This is a genomic window from Cupriavidus sp. PB-02, from assembly GCF_058252315.1.
Genome location: NZ_CM177695.1, coordinates 101,204 through 119,364 on the forward strand (window position 1 = coordinate 101,204; position 18,161 = coordinate 119,364).

Genomic DNA, 18,161 nt, shown 5'->3' on the forward strand with positions numbered 1-18,161 from the left:
GCCAACCCCCTCACCGCCCTGGCCTGTCCAGCGCTACTTTCACCGCCATGAAACTCGCCGATCTCGCCCGACTGCTTGCCCTGGCTGCCATCTGGGGCGCCAGTTTCCTGTTTATCCGCATCGGCGCGCCGGTGCTGGGACCGATGCCGACGGCCTTCGTACGGGTCCTGATCGGCGCCGTCACGCTGGCCGCCTGCCTGCCGCTGCTGCGGCTGCGCTGGGACATGCGCGGCAAATGGCGCGCGGTGCTGGTGCTGGGGGTGGTCAATTCCGGCATCCCGTTCGTGATGTACGCGATCGCGGCGCTGTGGCTGCCGGCGGGCTATTCGGCGGTGTTCAACGCCATGACACCGCTGATGGGCGTGTTGATCGGCGCGGTGGCCTTCTCCGAACGGCTCACGCGCGCCAAGGCGCTGGGCGTGCTGCTGGGCGTGGCCGGGGTAGCGGTGCTGACGCGCACCGGGCCGGTGGCATTCTCGCTGGACGTGCTGCTGGGCGCGCTGGCGTGCCTGGTGGCCACCGCCTGCTACGGCCTGGCCGGCTTCCTGGCCCGGCGCTGGATCACCGAGCGCGGCGGGCTCGACAGCCGCCTGGTGGCCGCCGGCAGCATGGTGGGTGCGACGCTGTTCCTGCTGCCGTTCTGCGTTGCGGCGCTCTGGCGCCATAACACGCTGCCCGCAGCCGGCGCCGGCGTGTGGGCGGCCATGCTCGGGCTGGGCGTCGTGTGCACGGCGCTCGCCTACATCCTCTACTACCGGCTGATTGCCGATCTCGGCCCGGTGCGCTCGCTGACCGTCACCTTCCTGATCCCGCCATTCGGCATCGTCTGGGGCGCGCTGTTCCTGGGCGAGGCGCTGTCGTGGGCGTATGCGGTGGGCGGTGTGCTGATCGGGGTGGCAGTGTGGCTGGTGTTGCGGCCGGTGGCGGGGGCTAAGGCGACGGCGCAGGGACAGGCGGTGCCTGGTCGTTGATGCACTGAACTGCCCATACTGATTTTCCGTTTCTCGCCGCAAGGCGTCGCCAGGATGTCTATGTGTGCGCCGCCCGCGATCCCACCGCCGCCCCGGCGGCCACGTTGTACTGCTCGCGCACCATCATCACCACACGCCGCGCCTGGCGCAGGTGACGCACGGCATCGGCCTCCGTGCGTTCGGGGAAATCGACTTCGGCGCTCCAGTTGCAGCCGGTATGGTCCGGCCGGTGCACGCATACGGCGCGCAGCTGGCAGTCGTGGCAGCCGGGTTCCTGCCGCAGGCACAGGCTGAGCAGGCGTTTGAGTTCGGACAGCGGCTTGGTCAGGCGCGCCATGGATGGCTCCGTCAGGTGCGCGGTATGCGGCGGCGGTCTCGCCGGAGCGCTTGCGCAGGGCGCTCAGGCCCCGGCTGGCAAGGCCGGCATGCGTTCGTCTTCGGTGGCACTGGCACGGCATGCAGGGCAAATGCCGTAAAGCACCAGCATGTGCTCGCGCAAGACAAAGGCGTTGTCGGCCGCCACCTGGCGCTGGCGCTGCTCGATGCTTTCGTCGCGGAATTCTTCCACGCGGCCGCAGGCGACGCAGATCAGGTGGTCATGGTGGCCGCCTTCGTTGAGTTCGAATACGGCGTGGTCGGACTCGAAGCTGTGGCGCAGCAGGATGTCGGCCTGCACCAGTTGGTTGAGCACGCGGTACACCGTCGACAGCCCCGCGTCCTCGTCCTGCGTCAGCAGGATGCGATAGACGTCTTCCGCGCTCAGGTGGCGCCGGGCGCTGGTGCGAAACACTTCAAGGATCCGCATGCGCGGCGAGGTGGCCTTCAGGCCGGCGCGCTTCAGGTGGATCGGGTCGGGCCTCTCGAATGGCATGGCGGATGACATGGGCTTGCTCCGGCTGTTGCCCCGCCGGGGCAGGGCGGCGCCCTGCCTGGCGCCGCGCGCGGGACGGCGTCTGTGGCTTGGCGGGATTTCAGGCTGGAAGCGCCAGGGCCGGCAAAGCAGTTGCGCCCGTCGTCCCTGGCGGCGCGCCGTGCCTGCACGGCGCGCGGAATAAAAAGGCGGCTTGGCTTGCCTGCGGAAGACGCGATCGGGAAAGCGGGGTCTGGTTGCTTTCCCGATCTTCCGAAGACTGGCTACTGCCAAACGCTCCGCGTGACGGAGCGGTCCCCACAAAAGTCGGTGTCGAACGCCGCGCTGCGGCATCCGGAAATTCTCTTGTCCCTGCCAGCGCCCCGGCGGTGCCGCGTACCGCGGCGGCCATGGATCTGGCCGGACTGCCTGGCTGGCTGGTGAAGCACCGTGCGTCAGGCAGTGATCGAATGGTAAATGGGAATCGATCTCATTACAAGAGAAATTTTCTACTAGAACCGTCACGTTGATTGTCGAGGCGACGCGGCGAACATCGACATGCGCTGCGAGATATGTTCAAGCACCTCCAGCGCCGCCGCAGGCAACGGCCGTCCCGCCTTCACCAGCAAGCGCGCCTGGGTGCCCCGGAACAGCGGGTGCCGGATCGGCACGGCCACCAGGCTGCCGGCGCTGATCTCGCGGTACGCCGCGAATTCGCCGACCAGCGTGATGAAGTTGTCGTAGGCGACCAGCTGCTTCAGCGCCGACAGCGAGTTGGTGACCAGCGTGGGCCGGATCGTGATGTTCTCGGCGAATTCCAGCATCTTGGCTGCATGGCCGATGCCATAGGACTCCGGCATCAGCGCGAGCGGATAGGCGAGCAGGTCTTCGATGCCGGCCTCGCCGCCGCGCAATGCCAGCGGATGATCGTGCCGCGCCAGCAGCACGATCGGCTGCGGGGAACTGGCCCGGTATTCGATGCGCGGGTGCAGCGGCGGGTTGAACGCCAGGCCGATATGGGCGCGGCTTTCCGCCACTTCATTGAGCACATCGTCGACCGGCAGGATCTCGAGCCGGATATCGACCAGCGGGAACTGCGTGCAGAACGGCGCGATGACCTCGTTGACCAGCGCATCGACATACCCCTCGCTCAGGACCAGCCGGACGTTGCCTTGCTGCAATCCCTTGAGCGCGTGCAACTGGTCTTCGAGCTTTTCCTGGTGCGACCGGTAGCCGCGCCAGAACTCCAGCAGGTGCCCGGCCGCTTCGGTCGGCCTGACGCCGCGCGCCTGGCGTTCGAACAGCGTCGTGCCCAGCTCTTCCTCCAGCAGCCTGATCTGCCGGGTGATCACCGAAGGCGAGGTATTGAGGCTCTCCGCCGCCCCGCGGATGGTCCCGTGCGCCATCACCTCACGGAAGTAACGCAACCGCTGCTGATTGATCTCACGCATGCCTGGAATCTGCCTGAACCGCTGTGTGGAAGAGAGCGCAACCGTACCCCGACCGGCACGGCCGCAGTTGTGTTGCTCACGGAACAACGAAGTGTGAATTTAGTTGCTGTTGGTCGCAAGCCCTGCACTGCCAATAATCCCTCCAGCTCGCTGAAAAAAAGATCACACAACGCTTTTGGAGACAGGCATGTTAGTGATTTCGAATGCAGGCGCCGTCGACGACACTTCGGCCCTTTACAACAAGATCAACCTGCGGCTGCTGCCGTTCCTCCTGGTCTGCTACCTCTTTGCCTACCTGGACCGGGTCAATATCGGCTTTGCCAAGCTGCAGATGCAAAGCGACCTCGGCTTCTCCGACGCGGCCTACGGCGTCGGCGCGGGGATCTTCTTTATCGGCTATGTGCTGTTCGAGATTCCGAGCAACCTGATGCTGCCGCGCGTCGGCGCGCGCAAGACCTTCAGCCGCATCATGGTGCTGTGGGGCATCACGTCGGCCTGCATGCTGTTCGTGCGCGATGTGCCGACCTTCTACGCCATGCGCTTCCTGCTCGGCATCTTCGAGGCGGGCTTCGCGCCGGGCATGATCTACTACCTGTCGTGCTGGTACGGGCCGCAGCGCATGGCGCGCGCCATCGCCATTGTCTTTCTGGCGGGCCCGATCGGCGGCATCGTCGGCGCTCCTGCGTCGGCGTGGCTGATGACGCAACTGGCCGGCACCGCCGGCATGGCCGGCTGGCAATGGATGTTCCTGGTCGAAGGGCTGCCCTGCGTGCTGCTCGGCGTCCTCGCGCTGTCGCTGGTGCCGGACCGCCCGGCCGATGCGAAGTGGCTGACGGACCAGGAGCGGCGCATGCTCGAAGCCGAACTCGGCGTCGGCGCGGCGCACAAGCACTCGTTCAAGGCCGTGGCCAAGGATCCCAAGGTTTATGTGCTGGCGCTAGCCTACTTCTGCGTCATCGCCGCCATCTACGCCATCAGCTTCTGGCTGCCGAGCCTGATCAAGGCGCAAGGCGTCACCGACACCGTGCAGCTCGGCTGGTACGCCGCCGTGCCCTATATCGGCGCCGCCTTCGGCATGTACTACATGGGCCGCCGCTCGGACCGCAAGGGCGAGCGCCGCTACCACGCCTCGGTGCCCGCGCTGTGCGGCGCCCTGTTGCTGGCCGGCTCGACCCTTGCCGATGGCCACCTGGGGCTGACGCTGGTGCTGCTCACGCTCGGCACGACGTCGCTGTGGATGACCTACACGGTGTTCTGGGCCATGCCCGCCGAGTACATCAAGGGCCCGGCCGCCGCCGGCGGCATTGCGCTGATCAACACCATCGGCCTGTCCGGTGGCTTCTGGGGGCCCGCCATCATCGGCTGGGCCAAGACAGCCACGGGTACCTTGCATGCCGGCATGCTGGTCCTGGCCGCATTGCCGCTGATCGCCGCGCTGATCATTCTCACCAACAAGCTGCCAGCACGCCGCTAGTTGCGCCGCCAGCCTGCAAGCCAAACCGAGCAAAGGAGTCCCTCATGCTTTTACACCTGTCCACCTGGGCTGAAGTCGAACAGTTCCTGCAACGCAGCCGCGTCATCGTCGTGCCGATCGGCTCCAACGAGCAGCACGGGCCCACGGGTTTGCTCGGCACCGACTGGCTGTGTCCGGAGATCATCGCCCGCGAGGCGGAGAAGAGCGCGGACATCCTGGTCGCGCCGACCTTCAATATCGGCATGGCCCAGCATCACCTGGCCTTTGCCGGCACCATCTCGCTGCGTCCGTCGACGTTTATCGCCGCCATCTCCGACTGGGTCCGTTCGCTGGCCGGGCACGGCTTCGAGAAGATCCTGTTCCTCAACGGCCATGGCGGCAATGTCGCGTCGATCGAGGCGGCGTTCTCCGAGATCTACGCCGAATCGAGCTTCGCCGCGCGCCGGGCCGGCGTCGCGCTCAAGCTCTGCAACTGGTGGGACCTGGAAGGCGTGGGCGAACTGGCGCGCGACCAGTTCCCCACCGGCCACGGCGCGCACGCCACGCCGTCGGAGATCGCGATCACGCAGTGGGCGTTTCCGGACGCCATCAAGTCGGCCGACTACGCGCCGCCAATCGCACCTAGCGGCCCGATCCGCGAAGCGCTCGACTTCCGCGCGCGCTATCCGGACGGACGCATCGGCTCGAATCCGGGCCTGGCCACACCTGAAAAAGGCCGCGCGCTGGTGGAACTGGCCGCGCAAAGCCTGGTGCACGAACTGGAGGCATTCGGCAGCGAGCCGCAGCCCGACTGAGTTCGCCACTGTCGCGCCGGATGTCGATGCGACGGGGGCGTCGCGCGGCATCCGGCCCCCTTTTACCTTGATGTAATAACTCTTGTTCCACCCTCGTACGCTGGCTGTGCCGAGCCATTTCGACTTGTTCCCCGCGCGTACAAGTGTTTGTGCGCGACCCATATTTTTCAGCACGGGCGCATGCCCTAGATTTGGATCCATCGGTCCCGTCGATCCGATTGGCCAACAAGCCAGATCCAACAAACTACCTAGAGGTGTGAAATGAGTGCTTCCCAGAAAGTCGCCGTGATTACCGGCGCATCCCAAGGCATCGGTGCAGAACTGGTCAAGGCCTATCGCGAACGCGGCTACCGCGTCGTGGCCACGGCCCGCAACGTCAAGCCGTCCGATGATCGCGATATCGTGACGGTGCAGGGCGACATCGCCGAGCCGGAAACCGCGCAGCGCGTGATCAGCGCGGCGCTGGAAAATTTCGGCCGCATCGATACGCTGGTCAACAACGCCGGCATCTTCGTCGCCAAGCCCTTTACCACCTATACGGCGGCGGACTACGCCGCGGTCACGGGCGTGAACCTGTCGGGCTTCTACTTCATCACGCAGCTCGCCATCGCCGAGATGGAAAAGCAGCGCAGCGGCCATGTGGTCAGCATCACCACCAGCCTGGTCGACCATGCGATCAGCGGCGTGCCGTCGGTGCTGGCCTCGCTGACCAAGGGCGGCCTGAACGCCGCGACCAAGTCGCTGGCCATCGAGTACGCCAAGACCGGTATCCGCGTGAACGCCGTCTCGCCCGGCGTAATCAAGTCGCCGATGCATCCGCCCGAGACCCATGCCGCGCTCGGCGCCCTGCATCCTGTGGGCCATATGGGCGAAATGCGCGACATCGCCGACGCGGTGCTGTACCTGGAATCGGCATCGTTCGTGACCGGGGAAATCCTGCACGTGGACGGCGGCCAGAGCGCCGGCCACTAAGCGGCGGGAAGCGAGAGATGGGGCGGCGTACTCCGTGCGCCGCCTCAGGCAGCCTCCATCAGCGCGCCGAAGCGGGCCCGCGCCGCGGTCACGAACGCCAGCATGGCGCTCGACAGGTAAGCGTCGCGGCGCCGGATGAACAGCGTCTCGACATGCGCCTGCTCCGGCGCGATCTCATGGATCGAAACCATGCCCTGCTGTGCCGCGGCTGCTACCACGCTGCGTGGCAGCAGCGTAATGCCGATGCCGCCGGCCACGCACGCAATGATGGTGTCGAGCGAGCCGAACTCAAGCGGTGTGGCAGTCCGTATGCCCATCTCGCCCAGCAGCGTCTCCAGGCGCTGCCGGTACGAGCAGCCCAGGCGGAACACGATGGTCTTCAGGTACTCGGCCGACTTCAGCGCGCCAAGCGAGCGCATGGTCCGCGGCGTCACCAGCACCAGCTCTTCATGGAAGATCGCCTCGGCATCGAGATCCGGGTGATCGAGCGGACCGGCCACGAACGCCGCATCGAGCCGTCCTTCGACCACATCGGCAGTCAGGCTGCAACTGGTCCCCGTGACCAGCGACAACCGGACTTGCGGATACTGGCGGGCAAAGCCGCTGAGCAGCGGTGCCAGGCGCATGGCGGCCGTGGTTTCCAGCGTGCCCAGCACCACCGGGCCGCACGGCGGGCCGTCATCGAGCGCGGCCTGGCGCGCGTCTGACACCAGCTTGGCGATGCGTGCCGCATAGGGCAGCATGCGTTCCCCGGCCGGGGTCAGGCTGACCCCGCGCGCATGGCGCTGGAACAGCGGCACGCCGATCTCCTGCTCGAGCGCCCGGATGCGCGCCGTCACATTGGACTGCACCGTATGCAGTGACGTCGCCGCCTTGTTCATGCTGCCCAGGCGCGCGACGGCTTCAAAGAACTTCAGGTCCGCTACATCCATGTCCGGCTCCTTGCCTGCCGCTCTGTTCGCCTGCACGGAGTGTACGCCACGGCCGCATGCCCTGCACACGCCCGGCACACGCGAAAACAGGCAGCAATCTGCTGCGGTGATACCGCTATCTCGATAAACCGCGTATGCGTCGCCGCCTGCGTTGCTAGCATTCCGATCAACCCGTCTGTTGTCCCCGAGTGGTATGCCATGAGCAAGTGCCCAGCCGTTCTCCCGATGCCGTCGTCGCCCGCTACGGACGACAGTTATGCGGTCCGCAATGCCTCGTACTGGCGTCGCAATCTCGTCATCTGCGTGTTCGGTTCATTCACCACGCTGGTAAGCCTGAGCATGTTGCTGCCGTTCCTGCCGCTCTACGTCGAGCAGCTTGGCGTCACGTCTTCCAACGAGATCGTGCAATGGTCCGGCGTGGCCTTTGGCGTGACCTTCCTTGGCACCGCATTGACCGCGCCGCTGTGGGGCCGCATGGCCGACCGCTTCGGCCGCAAGCCGATGCTGATCCGCGCCGCCATCGGCATGGCCGTGGTGATGTCGATGATCGGCATGGCCCACAACGTCTACGAGCTGGTAGCACTACGTTTCGCCGCCGGGCTGATCGGTGGCTATGCCTCGGCCTCGATCGTGATGATCGGCACCCAGGCGCCGCCAGAGCGATCGGGCTGGGCACTCGGCGTACTCTCCACCGGGGCCCTGGCCGGCAACCTGATCGGCCCGCTCGTCGGCGGCCTGCTGCCCAACCTGATCGGCATCCGCGGCGCCTTCGCGGCAGCCGCCGGGATGATCGCCGTTGCGGCCATCCTGACCATCGCCTTCGTCCGGGAAGACTTCTCTGGCCTGGCCAGGCAACCCCTGGCGAGCCCGAAGCCCGGCGCGGCCGGCACCCATCGCAAGATGCCGCGCGTGGCCATCGCGGCCCTGCTGGTGACGGCCACCATGGTGCTGCTGGCCAATATGTCGATCGAACCGATCATCACCGTGTACATCGCGCAGCTCGGCGTGCCACACGAGCGCCTGGCGACGGTTGCCGGCATCGTCATGGCCTGTTCGGCCTTCGGCAGCATGCTGACGGCTGCGCGCCTGGGCGCGCTGGCCGACCGGATCGGCGCATGGCAAGTGATTATCGGCTGCCTGGTTGCCACCGCGCTGGTGATGATTCCGCAGGCTTTCGTTACCAACTGGTGGACGCTGGCCATTCTGCGCGGCCTGATGGGCATGACGCTCGCCGGCTTGCTGCCCGCCATCGCCAAGCTCGTGCGCCAGGCCGTGGCCGAGCATGAGTCGGGCAGGATGCTGGGCTACCTGCAGTCCGCGCAGTACGCCGGGCAGGTGGCCGGGCCGCTGATCGGCGGGCAGATTGGCGTGCATGTGGGCATTCGTTCGGTGTTTTTCGTGACCAGCGCCCTGTTGCTGGGCTGTGCCGCGCTGGACCGATGGGCCAAGGGGCGCTGAAGCTCCAGACCGTTTCAACGGTCCCCGTGCGACGGAGGTTCGCGTCGCGGCTCCACCCGGCAAGACGATGACGGGACCCAGCGGCACACGGTGGCGGCGCGGAGTTCTCCGGCGATGCCGGCAATGAGCATGCCGGCGACAATCAGGATGCGTTTCATGGAACAACCTCAACAGTGGCGGGCGGTGCATGAGGGACTCGCGCGCCAGGCACCGCCACACCCGGCCCGTGACGTGTGGGCTTAACCAAGCGTGACGCAGGCCACCAGCCCGCCGCCTTCGCGGTTGCGCAGCTTGAGCGAGCCGCCGATGGCCATCGCTAGCTGGTTGGCAATCGCCAGGCCCAGGCCCGTACCGCCGGTCTCGCGGCTGCGGGAGTGTTCCAGGCGCACGAACGGCTCCAGCACGGCATCGAGCATCGCGTCAGGAATGCCGCTACCGCGATCGAGGACTTCGATCAGCACGGCGCCACGCTCGCGGCGCAGTTTCAGTTCCGCCGCGCCGCCGAACTTGATGGCGTTGTCGATCAGATTGGTCAGGATCCGGCGCAGCGCGTGCGGGCGAGTCTCGATGGCCCCGCCGATGTTCTCGAGGATGCTGACCGTCCTGTCGGTGTCCTGGTAGTCGTAGGCGAGGCTCTCTACGAACGAACCGAGATCGATGCGCGATGGCTTCTCGCCGCCGCCATGCGCGCTGCGCGCATACGCCAGGCCTTCGTGCACCAGCCGTTCGATCTCGCCGAGGTCATGCGCCAGCTTGCGCTTTTCCTCCGAGTCCTCGGCCATCTCGGCACGCAGCTTCATGCGTGTGATCGGCGTCTGCAAATCGTGGGAGATGGCCGCCAGGATCTGGACGCGCTCTTCGACGAAGCGGGCGATGCGTTGCTGCATGGCATTGAACGCGTGCGCGGCACGGGCGAGCTCGGTGGGGCCTTTCTCGTCGAGCGGCGGAGTCTTTGCGTTCGGGTCGAGCGCATCGGCCGCGTCGGCCAGCGCCACCAGCGGGCGGATTGACAGCCTGACCGCGAACCAGCAGCACAGGATCAGCAGCAGCAACTGGGTCACCAGCACATACGGCAACCATTGCGCGATCGGCGTCATGCGCGGATGCACGTCGATGGTCAGCGGGTTGCCGTCGCTCAGCGTCAGATGCGCCTGCAGCCGCTTGCTGTCGCCGGGAATCGACTCCACCCTGACCGGAAAGCGGCCACCGCTCGCCTCGGCGATGCGCGCGGCGATGTCCTGGCCGTGCTCATGCATCTCTGGCACGCCAGGTGCGCCGGGACCGAGGAGGTACTGGTAGTTGCTGCGGTTCAGGCGCGGCAGCCACTGCGGGCGTTCAGCAGCCGGCAGGCGGTCCAGGATGGCAATCGACGTGGCCACGTCGGTTTCCAGCGTGCCCAGCATCACCCGGTTCGCGCTCTCGTAGCGTTCGGAAAACAGCACGCCGAACGACAGGCCATGTGCGATGGTCAGGCCGGCAAGCAGGATCAGGAACAGGCGTGCCCCCATGGTGCGGGACCAGCGCCATCCGTGCTTATTCATTCGTCGCTCTCTTTGCATTTGACTGAGCAGTACCGGCGCAAATACGCCGATGCAGTCCGCGCTGCCTGGGTAGGTGAGAGGGATTCTAGGAGGCGGTGGGAGGGGGGATGTGTCGCTGGCTGGCGGTTTTGTATCTGGAGCAGCGGGCTAGGGTGGGGTCTTGTATTGCCGTGTATCTGGATGTGCTGGGCATACATGGTGGTACAAAGATGAAGGTGAATGCGGGGGCTGCGGTGTAGCCGCTCACGCCTGCACTTCCGGAACCCCGAGCGAACGCAAGACCGGTGGGAGTGCTGTCGCGTGGAATGGAAAAAATTGCTAGGCAGAGCGCGCAAACTCTGCTGGGCCAACATGTCACCAGCCTCGAGAGCCGTCGAACAACAACATGTTCATCAAGCCTGCCCCCCCTTCCATAATTCCATACAGTGGAATTGAGGGGCTGTGGAATCCCCATGCAAGCACTAATCTGTCTTCAACAATCAAACGCGCCCGGAACAGGCAGCCTGATAACCGCAGCGCACAGAGTCGTTACTGGAGACAACAACATGCACCGGATCCGCACCAGATTTCTTCGCCGCCTGGCGAAGGCGACCATCCCCTTCGTTCTCGCCGCCACGGCACCGCTGACCGCCCTGGCAGCCTTCCCGGAAAAGCCGATCCGCCTGGTCGTGCCCTTCGCCCCAGGCGGCGGCACCGACCTCCTCTCGCGCGCCATGGGCATCACCATGGGCGAGGACCTCGGCCAGCCGGTCATCGTCGACAACAAGCCCGGCGGCAGCACCATCATCGGCACCGACACAGTCGCCAAGAGCGCGCCAGACGGCTACACGCTGGTGATGGCGACGATGGCCCACGCCGTCAATCCGAGCCTGCACAAGAAACTGCCCTTCGACACGGACAAGGCATTCGCGCCGGTCATGCTGGTCGGCCGCTCGCCCAACGTGCTGGTGGTGCGCCCGGACAGCCCCATCAAGACCGTGCAGGACCTGATCGCCACGGCCAAGGCCAAACCGGGCAAGCTCAACTACGCCTCGCAAGGTGCCGGCACCTCGGCACACCTGGCGGGCGAGTTGTTCAAGAAGATGGCCAAGGTCGAGCTCAACCACATCCCCTATCGCGGCGCCGGCCCGGCCATCACCGACCTGCTCGGCGGGCAGGTCGACATGATGTTTGCGACGGCCGCCGCGGTGGCACCGCACCTGGAGAGCGGCAAGTTGCGTGCCGTCGCGGTCACGACCGCGCAGCGCTCGCAGGCACCCGCCCTGAGCAAGGTTCCGACCATCGCCGAGAGCGGCGTGCCGAGCTACGCCGCCGACAGCTGGTACGGCCTGTTCGTACCCGCCGGCACCCCTGCACCCGTGATCGCGCGCCTGAACGCCGCGGCGAAGAAGGCCGTGCAGACCGATGCCTTCCGCAAGCGCGCGGAGCAAGAAGGGCTGGCCGTCAGCGCCGGCTCGCCGGATGAGTTCGGCCGCTACGTCAAGGCCGAAAGCCAGCGCTGGAGCAAGGTCATCAAGGAAGCCAACATCACCGCCGACTAAGCGCGGCCACCGCAACAGACAGACTGGATACGAACCATGAACAGCTATTCACTGATTGAACTGAACGTCGTCTCGGGCATCGCGCTGCTCGCCTTCAACCGCCCCGACAAGCGCAACGCGATGAGCGACGACATGCGTTCGGAGTTTATCCACGCGCTGGAACATGTAGCTGCCGACAAGGCCATCCGCGCGCTGGTGATCACCGGCAACGGCAAGGGCTTCTGCGCGGGCGGCGACGTGGCCGGCATGCAGCGCCGCATGGAGGCACCCCCGGGCCAAGTGGGCTTCAATGGGTGGAGCCGCCAGCAGCGGGTCCACCATACCGTGAAGCTGCTCCACACCATGCCCAAGCCCACCATCGCCGCGGTCAACGGCGCAGCGGCCGGGCTCGGTGCCGATACCGCGCTGTGCTGCGACTTCGTGATCGCCTCCGAATCGGCGTCGTTCTCCTGGTCCTACATCAACCGGGGCCTGATCCCTGACGGCGGAGGCATGTATTTCCTGCCGCGCCGCGTGGGCTTGTCGGCCGCAAAGGAACTCGTCTTCACCGGCCGCAAGGTGGAGGCGCAGGAAGCCAGGGTGCTTGGCATCGCCGATCGCCTGAGCCAGCCCGAAGCCCTGATCGACGACGCGCTGTCCTGGGCCGCCGAACTGAGCCAGGGCTCGGCCACCGCGATCGCGCTGGGCAAGAGCATCATGAACCAGTCTTTCGAGCTGCCCGCCGACCAGGTGTTCGCGCAGGGCAGCCAGGCCCAGGGCATCTGCTACACCAGCACCGAGCATCGCGAATCCGTGCTGGCCTTCCTGAACAAGACCGCCAGCAAGGGCTGAGATCATGAACGCCATCCAACGTCTAGTCGCGCCGCGCAGCGTCGCCGTGATCGGTGCCTCCGCCGATCCCGCCAAGACCGCCGGCCGTCCGGTCTCGTACCTGCGCAAGCATGGCTTCAGCGGTGCCATCTATCCCGTCAACCCGAAGGTCGACTCGATCGACGGGCTGCGCTGCTATCCCGACATTGCCTCGTTGCCTGAAGTGCCGGACGTCGGCATCGTGCTGCTCGGTGCCGAGCGCGCGCATCTTGCCGTGCGCGACCTTGCCGCCCGCGGCGCGGGCGCGGCCATTGTGCTGGCCAGCGGCTACACCGAGACGGGTGCCGAAGGAGCGCGGCGCCAGGCGGAGCTGATCGAGGCGGCAGGCAGCATGCGCCTGCTGGGCCCAAACACCATCGGCCTTGTGAACCTGACCGACAACATCCCGCTGTCGGCCAGCGGCGCGCTGGAGATGGACGAGTTTCCGGCCGGCAATATCGGGGTCGTGTCGCAGAGCGGCGGCATTCTCGGTGCCTTGCTGTCGCGCGCCGCGGCGCGTGGCATCGGCTTGTCCAAGCTGATCTCTACCAGCAATGAAGTCGACCTGGACCTGGCCGACTTTATCGACTACCTGGCCGACGACGAGGCCACTCGCGTGATCGCGCTCTACGTCGAAAGCGTGCGCAACCCCGAGACCTTCCGCCGCGCGGCGCTCAAGGCCGCGCGGGCGGGCAAGCCGGTCGTCGCCTTCAAGATCGGCCGCTCGGAGAGCGGGGCGCGTGCCGCGGTTTCGCATACCGGCGCGCTCGCCGGTGCCGACCGCATGTATGACGCCCTGTTCGAGCAGATCGGCGTGATCCGAGCGCAGTCCTTCTCAGACCTGCTCGACATGTCGGCCGCACTGGCCACCGGGCGCACGCTGCGCGGCAACCGCATCGCGATCCTGACCTCGACCGGCGGGGCTGGCACGCTCGTCTCCGACAGCCTTGGCGTGGCCGGCTTCGAAACACCCGCGCCGGACGACGCGACCGCAGAAAAACTGCGCGCGCTCCAGAAGGGCGACCATGCGGCGCTGGACCGCAACCCGATCGACGTCACCCTCGCCGGCCTGCAACCCGACCTGCTGCGCTCTGCGATCCGCATCCTGCTCGACAGCCCGAGCTATGACGCCGTGGCAGTGATCGTCGGTTCGTCGGGCCTGGCCATGCCCGACCTGATGGCCAATGCGATCCGTGACTGCCTGCCTGGCAGCGACAAGCCGGTGGTCGCCTATGTCAGCCCGCATGCGCCGGAGGTGGCATCGCTGCTTAATCGCCGCGGCGTCCCGGCGTTCTCTGCGCCGGAGGCGTGCACGGTAGCCTTTGACGTGATGCTGCGCGCGGCCAGGGCCGGCATTGACGATGACGCAGGCATGCCGCCGCTGCCCGTCCCCGACCTCAGCGGGTTTGGTACCGGCTCGCTCGATGAGGCCGCGGCCAAGACGCTGTTTGGCGGCTTCGGCATACCGGTTGCGCGGGAAGTCGTGGTCGGCAATGCCGAAGAGGCGACGGCCGCCGCGCAGCAGTTCGGCAGCAACGTGGTACTGAAGATCCTGTCCGCCGAGATCACGCACAAGAGCGATGTCGGCGGCGTCGCGGTCAGCGTCGCGCCATCGGAGGTTGCAGCCAGGCTGGCGAAGATGGCATCGGACGTGCAGTCCGCCACGGGCATCGCGCCGAGCCGCTATCTCGTGCAGGAGATGGTCAGGGGTGGGGTGGAAGTGATTCTCGGCATGCACCGCGACGCGCTGGGCACGGCGATCCTGCTCGGCATGGGCGGTATCACGGCCGAACTGTTCGAGGACACGACGCTGCGCCTGCTGCCTCCCAATGGCGGCCTGACGCGCGAGGCCGCGCTGCAGATGATCGGCGCGCTGAAGACGGCGCCGCTGCTGACCGGCTTCCGTGGCCGCCCCAAAGCCGATGTGGATGCGCTGGCCGACACCATCGTGGCGTTTTCGCGGATGGTCGCCGCGCTCGGCGACACGCTAGTGGAGGCCGAGATCAATCCTGTCTTCGTGTTGCCTGCGGGGCAGGGGGTGGTGGCGGCCGACGGTGTGGCGATCCTCGCGGCACACTAGCACGAGGCGCCGTCATGGCAGGGCCGTGACGGCCGAGGTCTGACAGGGCCATTCGCATCGCGTAGCATTCCCTGCGACAGCACAAGCATCCGCCACGCAGCGATTCCCCGTCATGCCGACCAGCATTCCCAAGACCGACCGGATCAAGCCAGGACAAGGCAAGGCAACGCCCAACCGCTCGCTGGAGCGCGGCATCGCCGTGCTGCGCGCGTTCCGTGCCGGCTCCGCGATGCTTGGCAACAGCGAGATCGCCGAGCGCACCGGCCTGTCGCGTTCGACCGTCAGCCGCCTGACGCAGTCGCTGATCGAGACCGGCATGCTCGAATACATCCCCCAGTTCCGCACCTACCGGTTGGGCGTGCCGGTGCTCAGCATGGCGCACGCCATGCGCGACAGTTCGCAGGTGCTGAAGGTCGCCACGCCGCTGATGGTCGAGCTGGCGATGCGGCACAAGATCAATGTCGGGCTGGCGGTGGCCGACGGCGACGAGATGGTCTACCTTGAGTCATTCCGCTACAACCGGCGGCAGTCGCTGCGAACAGTGGTGAGCGGGCAGCGCATCCCGATGGCGCTGACGTCGCTGGGACGCGCGTACCTTGCCACGCTTGCGCCCGAGGAACTCAGCCGGATGCTGGTCGCCTTTGCAAGCAAGAGCCAGCGAGGGGCCTGGCATGGCCTGCACAAGGAAATCGAGGCGGCAGTCCTGTCAGTGCACGACAAAGGGTATTGCGTCGCCTGCTGGCAGCCGCAGGTCGTGGCGATGGCAACGCCGATGCGCTTCGATGGCTATGGCGTCCATGTGCTGAACGTCAGCGTGTCGACGCAACAAGACGCGCAGACCGTCGAGGCTGCGCTGGCCAGGCCGCTGATGGAGTTGGCCGAGGCGATCCGGGAGGGGGTGCGGAGTCTGGAGTGAGGGGCTTCGATACCTTGTGGCCGCCGGTGTGATCGACTACAGCATCGCGGAATGCAAGTGATGCGGATTGTCGAGCGTCTCCGCGATGATCCGCAGCGACTCCTCGATCTCATCACGCTCGCCCGGGCCGCCCAGGCAGACACGGATCGCATCGGGCGGGTTGCCGTCGGTCGAGAAGGCGGCGGCCGACACCGCACCGATGCCGCGCGAGCGCAGGTGCAGCGCCAGTTCCGACGGGCTCCATGCTGAAGCCGCCGGGATCGGCAGCCACAGGTGAAAGCCTTCCGGGTCCGCCTCATAGGCCAGGCCCTCAAGCACATGGCGCCCAATCAGCTGCCGCGCCGCGCTTTCGGCCCGGATGGCCTTGAGCATGTCGTCTACGGTTCCGTCCTTGATCCAGGATGTCGCGAGCAGTGTGTTGATGGGGCTCGCCATCACAGTCGTTGCCCGCAGGGTGCCAGCCAGGCGCTGTGCCTGCCGGGCAGTGGGGGCGTTCAGGAATGCGATCCGCAGTCCGGCGCCGAGGCACTTGGACAAGCCGGTGACGTAATACGTGACTTCCGGGGCGAGCGCGGCAAACGTCTGCGGTGCCCGCAGCGGCAGCATGCCGTAGGCATCGTCCTCGATGATCGGCACACTGTAGCGCAGCGCGACTTCGGCGAGCTGCTCGCGGCGTGCCTGCGGCATGGTGCGCGTGCTCGGGTTCTGGATGGTCGGGTTGCAATAGAGCGCCGCTGGCTTCCGTGCCTTGCACATGGCTTCGAAGGCGTGGGCGAACGGGCCATCCTCGTCGCCCGGCAGCGCCTGTAGCTGGATATTGAGCTGCGCGGCGATGGCCTTGATGCCGGGGTAGGCCAGCGCGTCGGCACAGATGGTCTGGGCCGGGCGTGCGAGCTGCGACAGCAGTGCGACCAGCGCGCTGTGGATGCCGGGCGTGACGAGCACGGTGTCCGCGCTGCATGCCGGCACCCAGCGGCGCAGCCATTTCGCGGCAACGGAGCGATCGGCCGGGGTTCCGCCGAAGTCCTGGTAGCGCAGCAGCGTGTAGGGATCGGCAGCCTCCAGCAGCTGCGCCATGGCGGCACGAAGCCGCGCCGTCATCGCGGGCGGCTCCGGCGGCATGTTCATGGTCATCTCGGCACCCGTGCCGCCGCGCAGCTGCATCGCGGGCGCACGTCCGCGCACGTAAGTCCCGCTTCCTGCCTTGGTGTCGATCAATCCCCGCTTCCTCGCCTCACTGTAGCCGCGCGCCACGGTGGTGTAATTCAGTTGCAGCGCTTCAGCCAGGTCGCGCAGCGGTGGCAGCCGGTCGCGCACGCGTAGCTGGCCGTCGGCCAGTGCCTCCTCGATCAGGTCCGGAATCAGCAGATAGGCAGGCTTGGCACTGCCGGCGATACGTTTTACCCAATGACTGGTCAGGTTGGACACCGTGGTCTCCCGCTGCGCGATGCGATGGAATTCAGTGCCTGAGGGTAGCACCCGAATGATCGCTAACCAAGCCGCGCAAGCGATTGCATCCGAAGTTCTCAATGATGGTGCGATATCAGTGCTCATGCACCATGCGCGCGCACTCGCCCGCCTGCTTCCTGCCCAACAAAGTGCATTGTGACGAGGCCGGCATGGCGACCGCTGGGCGCCTCAGGTGGCACGCAAGGGGAAAGCCGTTGCGATCATTGGGACGATCATTCTATCGCCGTCGACTTGATTGGCGATTGATCGCATGACTCCACGCATTGAGTGGCATATCGGTTGCTGATATCGGCACGTCGGCCTGACGCCGAACGGTCGATCGGCATGGGATCGATCGACCGCACTGCCCCATCAACGCAACGGAGAGAAGCATGCCTGCTGTCAGCAAACCGGCCCACAAGAAGGGCGATTTCCTGGTGGACTATGAAGAGAAGGTATTCGAGGACGTAAAGGCCGAAGCCGGCGAGAAGGCGCTGGTGACCTTCCACACCGTCGCCTTCGAAGGCTCGATCGGCTTCGTCAACATGCTGCAGGCTACGCGCCTGCTGCGCAAAGGATTCGAGACCTCGATCCTGCTGTACGGCCCCGGCGTCAACCTTGGCGTTCAGCGCGGCTTTCCGACGCTTGGCGATGAGGCGTTTCCCGGCCACATGAACTTCAACAAGCAGCTCACCAAGTTCATGGAAGAGGGCGGCAAGGTCTACGCCTGCCGTTTCGCCCTGCAGGCCCTGTACGGCCACGGCGAAGCCTCGCTGATCGAAGGCATCCGCCCGATCAATCCGCTCGATGTGCTCGACCTCAAGCTGCTGCATCGCAAGGAGAACGCGCTGATTATCGACACCTGGACCGTCTGAGCAAAAGG

The 18,161-nt window shown here is 66.3% G+C and carries 16 protein-coding genes; 10 read left to right on the forward strand and 6 right to left on the reverse strand.

The features are described 5' to 3' along the window. Positions 1 to 47 precede the first annotated feature (47 nt). Positions 48 to 971: a DMT family transporter gene (locus AC10V3_RS21155; RefSeq protein ID WP_022537335.1), complete on the forward strand. Its 924-nt coding sequence runs from the start codon at positions 48 to 50 to the stop codon at positions 969 to 971. Positions 972 to 1,029: 58 nt separating this feature from the next. On the opposite strand, the gene AC10V3_RS21160 is transcribed toward AC10V3_RS21155, so the two are convergent. The 3 genes from AC10V3_RS21160 to AC10V3_RS21170 form a co-directional block, all read right to left on the reverse strand. Further along, a complete protein-coding gene (locus AC10V3_RS21160; RefSeq protein ID WP_022537336.1) occupies positions 1,030 to 1,308 on the reverse strand; it encodes a hypothetical protein in 279 nt (92 codons plus the stop codon). A gap of 63 nt (positions 1,309 to 1,371) precedes the next feature. After that, the gene (gene fur, locus AC10V3_RS21165; RefSeq protein WP_041681656.1) at positions 1,372 to 1,854 is read right to left on the reverse strand and encodes a ferric iron uptake transcriptional regulator; all 483 of its coding nucleotides are present in this window, start codon (positions 1,852 to 1,854) and stop codon (positions 1,372 to 1,374) included. A 488-nt stretch (positions 1,855 to 2,342) separates the two neighbouring features. After that, positions 2,343 to 3,272: a LysR family transcriptional regulator gene (locus AC10V3_RS21170; RefSeq protein ID WP_022537338.1), complete on the reverse strand. Its 930-nt coding sequence runs from the start codon at positions 3,270 to 3,272 to the stop codon at positions 2,343 to 2,345. A gap of 187 nt (positions 3,273 to 3,459) precedes the next feature. Here AC10V3_RS21170 and AC10V3_RS21175 point away from each other — a divergent pair, with 187 nt between their 5' ends. From AC10V3_RS21175 to AC10V3_RS21185, 3 genes are all read left to right on the forward strand, one after another. Then, positions 3,460 to 4,746: an MFS transporter gene (locus AC10V3_RS21175; RefSeq protein WP_022537339.1), complete on the forward strand. Its 1,287-nt coding sequence runs from the start codon at positions 3,460 to 3,462 to the stop codon at positions 4,744 to 4,746. A 44-nt stretch (positions 4,747 to 4,790) separates the two neighbouring features. After that, complete coding sequence (locus tag AC10V3_RS21180; protein ID WP_022537340.1) at positions 4,791 to 5,540, forward strand: creatininase family protein; 750 nt, start codon at positions 4,791 to 4,793, stop codon at positions 5,538 to 5,540. A 261-nt stretch (positions 5,541 to 5,801) separates the two neighbouring features. After that, on the forward strand, positions 5,802 to 6,512 hold the full coding sequence (locus AC10V3_RS21185; protein WP_022537341.1) for an SDR family NAD(P)-dependent oxidoreductase: 711 nt from the start codon (positions 5,802 to 5,804) through the stop codon (positions 6,510 to 6,512). Between the two features lie 44 nt (positions 6,513 to 6,556). Here the strand turns inward: AC10V3_RS21185 and AC10V3_RS21190 are convergent, their stop codons facing one another. Further along, complete coding sequence (locus AC10V3_RS21190) at positions 6,557 to 7,444, reverse strand: LysR family transcriptional regulator (protein ID WP_022537342.1); 888 nt, start codon at positions 7,442 to 7,444, stop codon at positions 6,557 to 6,559. 198 nt (positions 7,445 to 7,642) lie between these two features. Between AC10V3_RS21190 and AC10V3_RS21195 the strand changes: the two genes are divergently transcribed. Continuing rightward, entirely contained in the window at positions 7,643 to 8,902 is a 1,260-nt protein-coding gene (locus AC10V3_RS21195) for an MFS transporter (RefSeq protein ID WP_051369934.1), read from the forward strand. Between the two features lie 239 nt (positions 8,903 to 9,141). On the opposite strand, the gene AC10V3_RS21200 is transcribed toward AC10V3_RS21195, so the two are convergent. Next, the gene (locus AC10V3_RS21200; protein ID WP_022537344.1) at positions 9,142 to 10,443 is read right to left on the reverse strand and encodes a sensor histidine kinase; all 1,302 of its coding nucleotides are present in this window, start codon (positions 10,441 to 10,443) and stop codon (positions 9,142 to 9,144) included. Between the two features lie 545 nt (positions 10,444 to 10,988). On the opposite strand from AC10V3_RS21200, the gene AC10V3_RS21205 reads away from it, so the two are divergent. The 4 genes from AC10V3_RS21205 to AC10V3_RS21220 all read left to right on the forward strand — a co-directional run bounded on the left by AC10V3_RS21205 (position 10,989) and on the right by AC10V3_RS21220 (position 15,829). Next, complete coding sequence (locus tag AC10V3_RS21205; protein WP_022537345.1) at positions 10,989 to 11,984, forward strand: tripartite tricarboxylate transporter substrate binding protein; 996 nt, start codon at positions 10,989 to 10,991, stop codon at positions 11,982 to 11,984. Between the two features lie 36 nt (positions 11,985 to 12,020). Further along, a complete protein-coding gene (locus AC10V3_RS21210; protein WP_022537346.1) occupies positions 12,021 to 12,815 on the forward strand; it encodes an enoyl-CoA hydratase/isomerase family protein in 795 nt (264 codons plus the stop codon). A gap of 4 nt (positions 12,816 to 12,819) precedes the next feature. Continuing rightward, complete coding sequence (locus tag AC10V3_RS21215) at positions 12,820 to 14,913, forward strand: acetate--CoA ligase family protein (protein WP_022537347.1); 2,094 nt, start codon at positions 12,820 to 12,822, stop codon at positions 14,911 to 14,913. Positions 14,914 to 15,025: 112 nt separating this feature from the next. Beyond that, positions 15,026 to 15,829, forward strand: coding sequence for an IclR family transcriptional regulator (locus tag AC10V3_RS21220; RefSeq protein ID WP_022537348.1), 804 nt, complete (start codon positions 15,026 to 15,028; stop codon positions 15,827 to 15,829). A gap of 36 nt (positions 15,830 to 15,865) precedes the next feature. On the opposite strand, the gene AC10V3_RS21225 is transcribed toward AC10V3_RS21220, so the two are convergent. After that, on the reverse strand, positions 15,866 to 17,257 hold the full coding sequence (locus tag AC10V3_RS21225; RefSeq protein ID WP_041681657.1) for an aminotransferase-like domain-containing protein: 1,392 nt from the start codon (positions 17,255 to 17,257) through the stop codon (positions 15,866 to 15,868). 413 nt (positions 17,258 to 17,670) lie between these two features. Here AC10V3_RS21225 and AC10V3_RS21230 point away from each other — a divergent pair, with 413 nt between their 5' ends. Then, complete coding sequence (locus AC10V3_RS21230) at positions 17,671 to 18,153, forward strand: MSMEG_0572/Sll0783 family nitrogen starvation response protein (RefSeq protein WP_022537350.1); 483 nt, start codon at positions 17,671 to 17,673, stop codon at positions 18,151 to 18,153. The last annotated feature ends 8 nt before the right edge of the window (positions 18,154 to 18,161 follow it).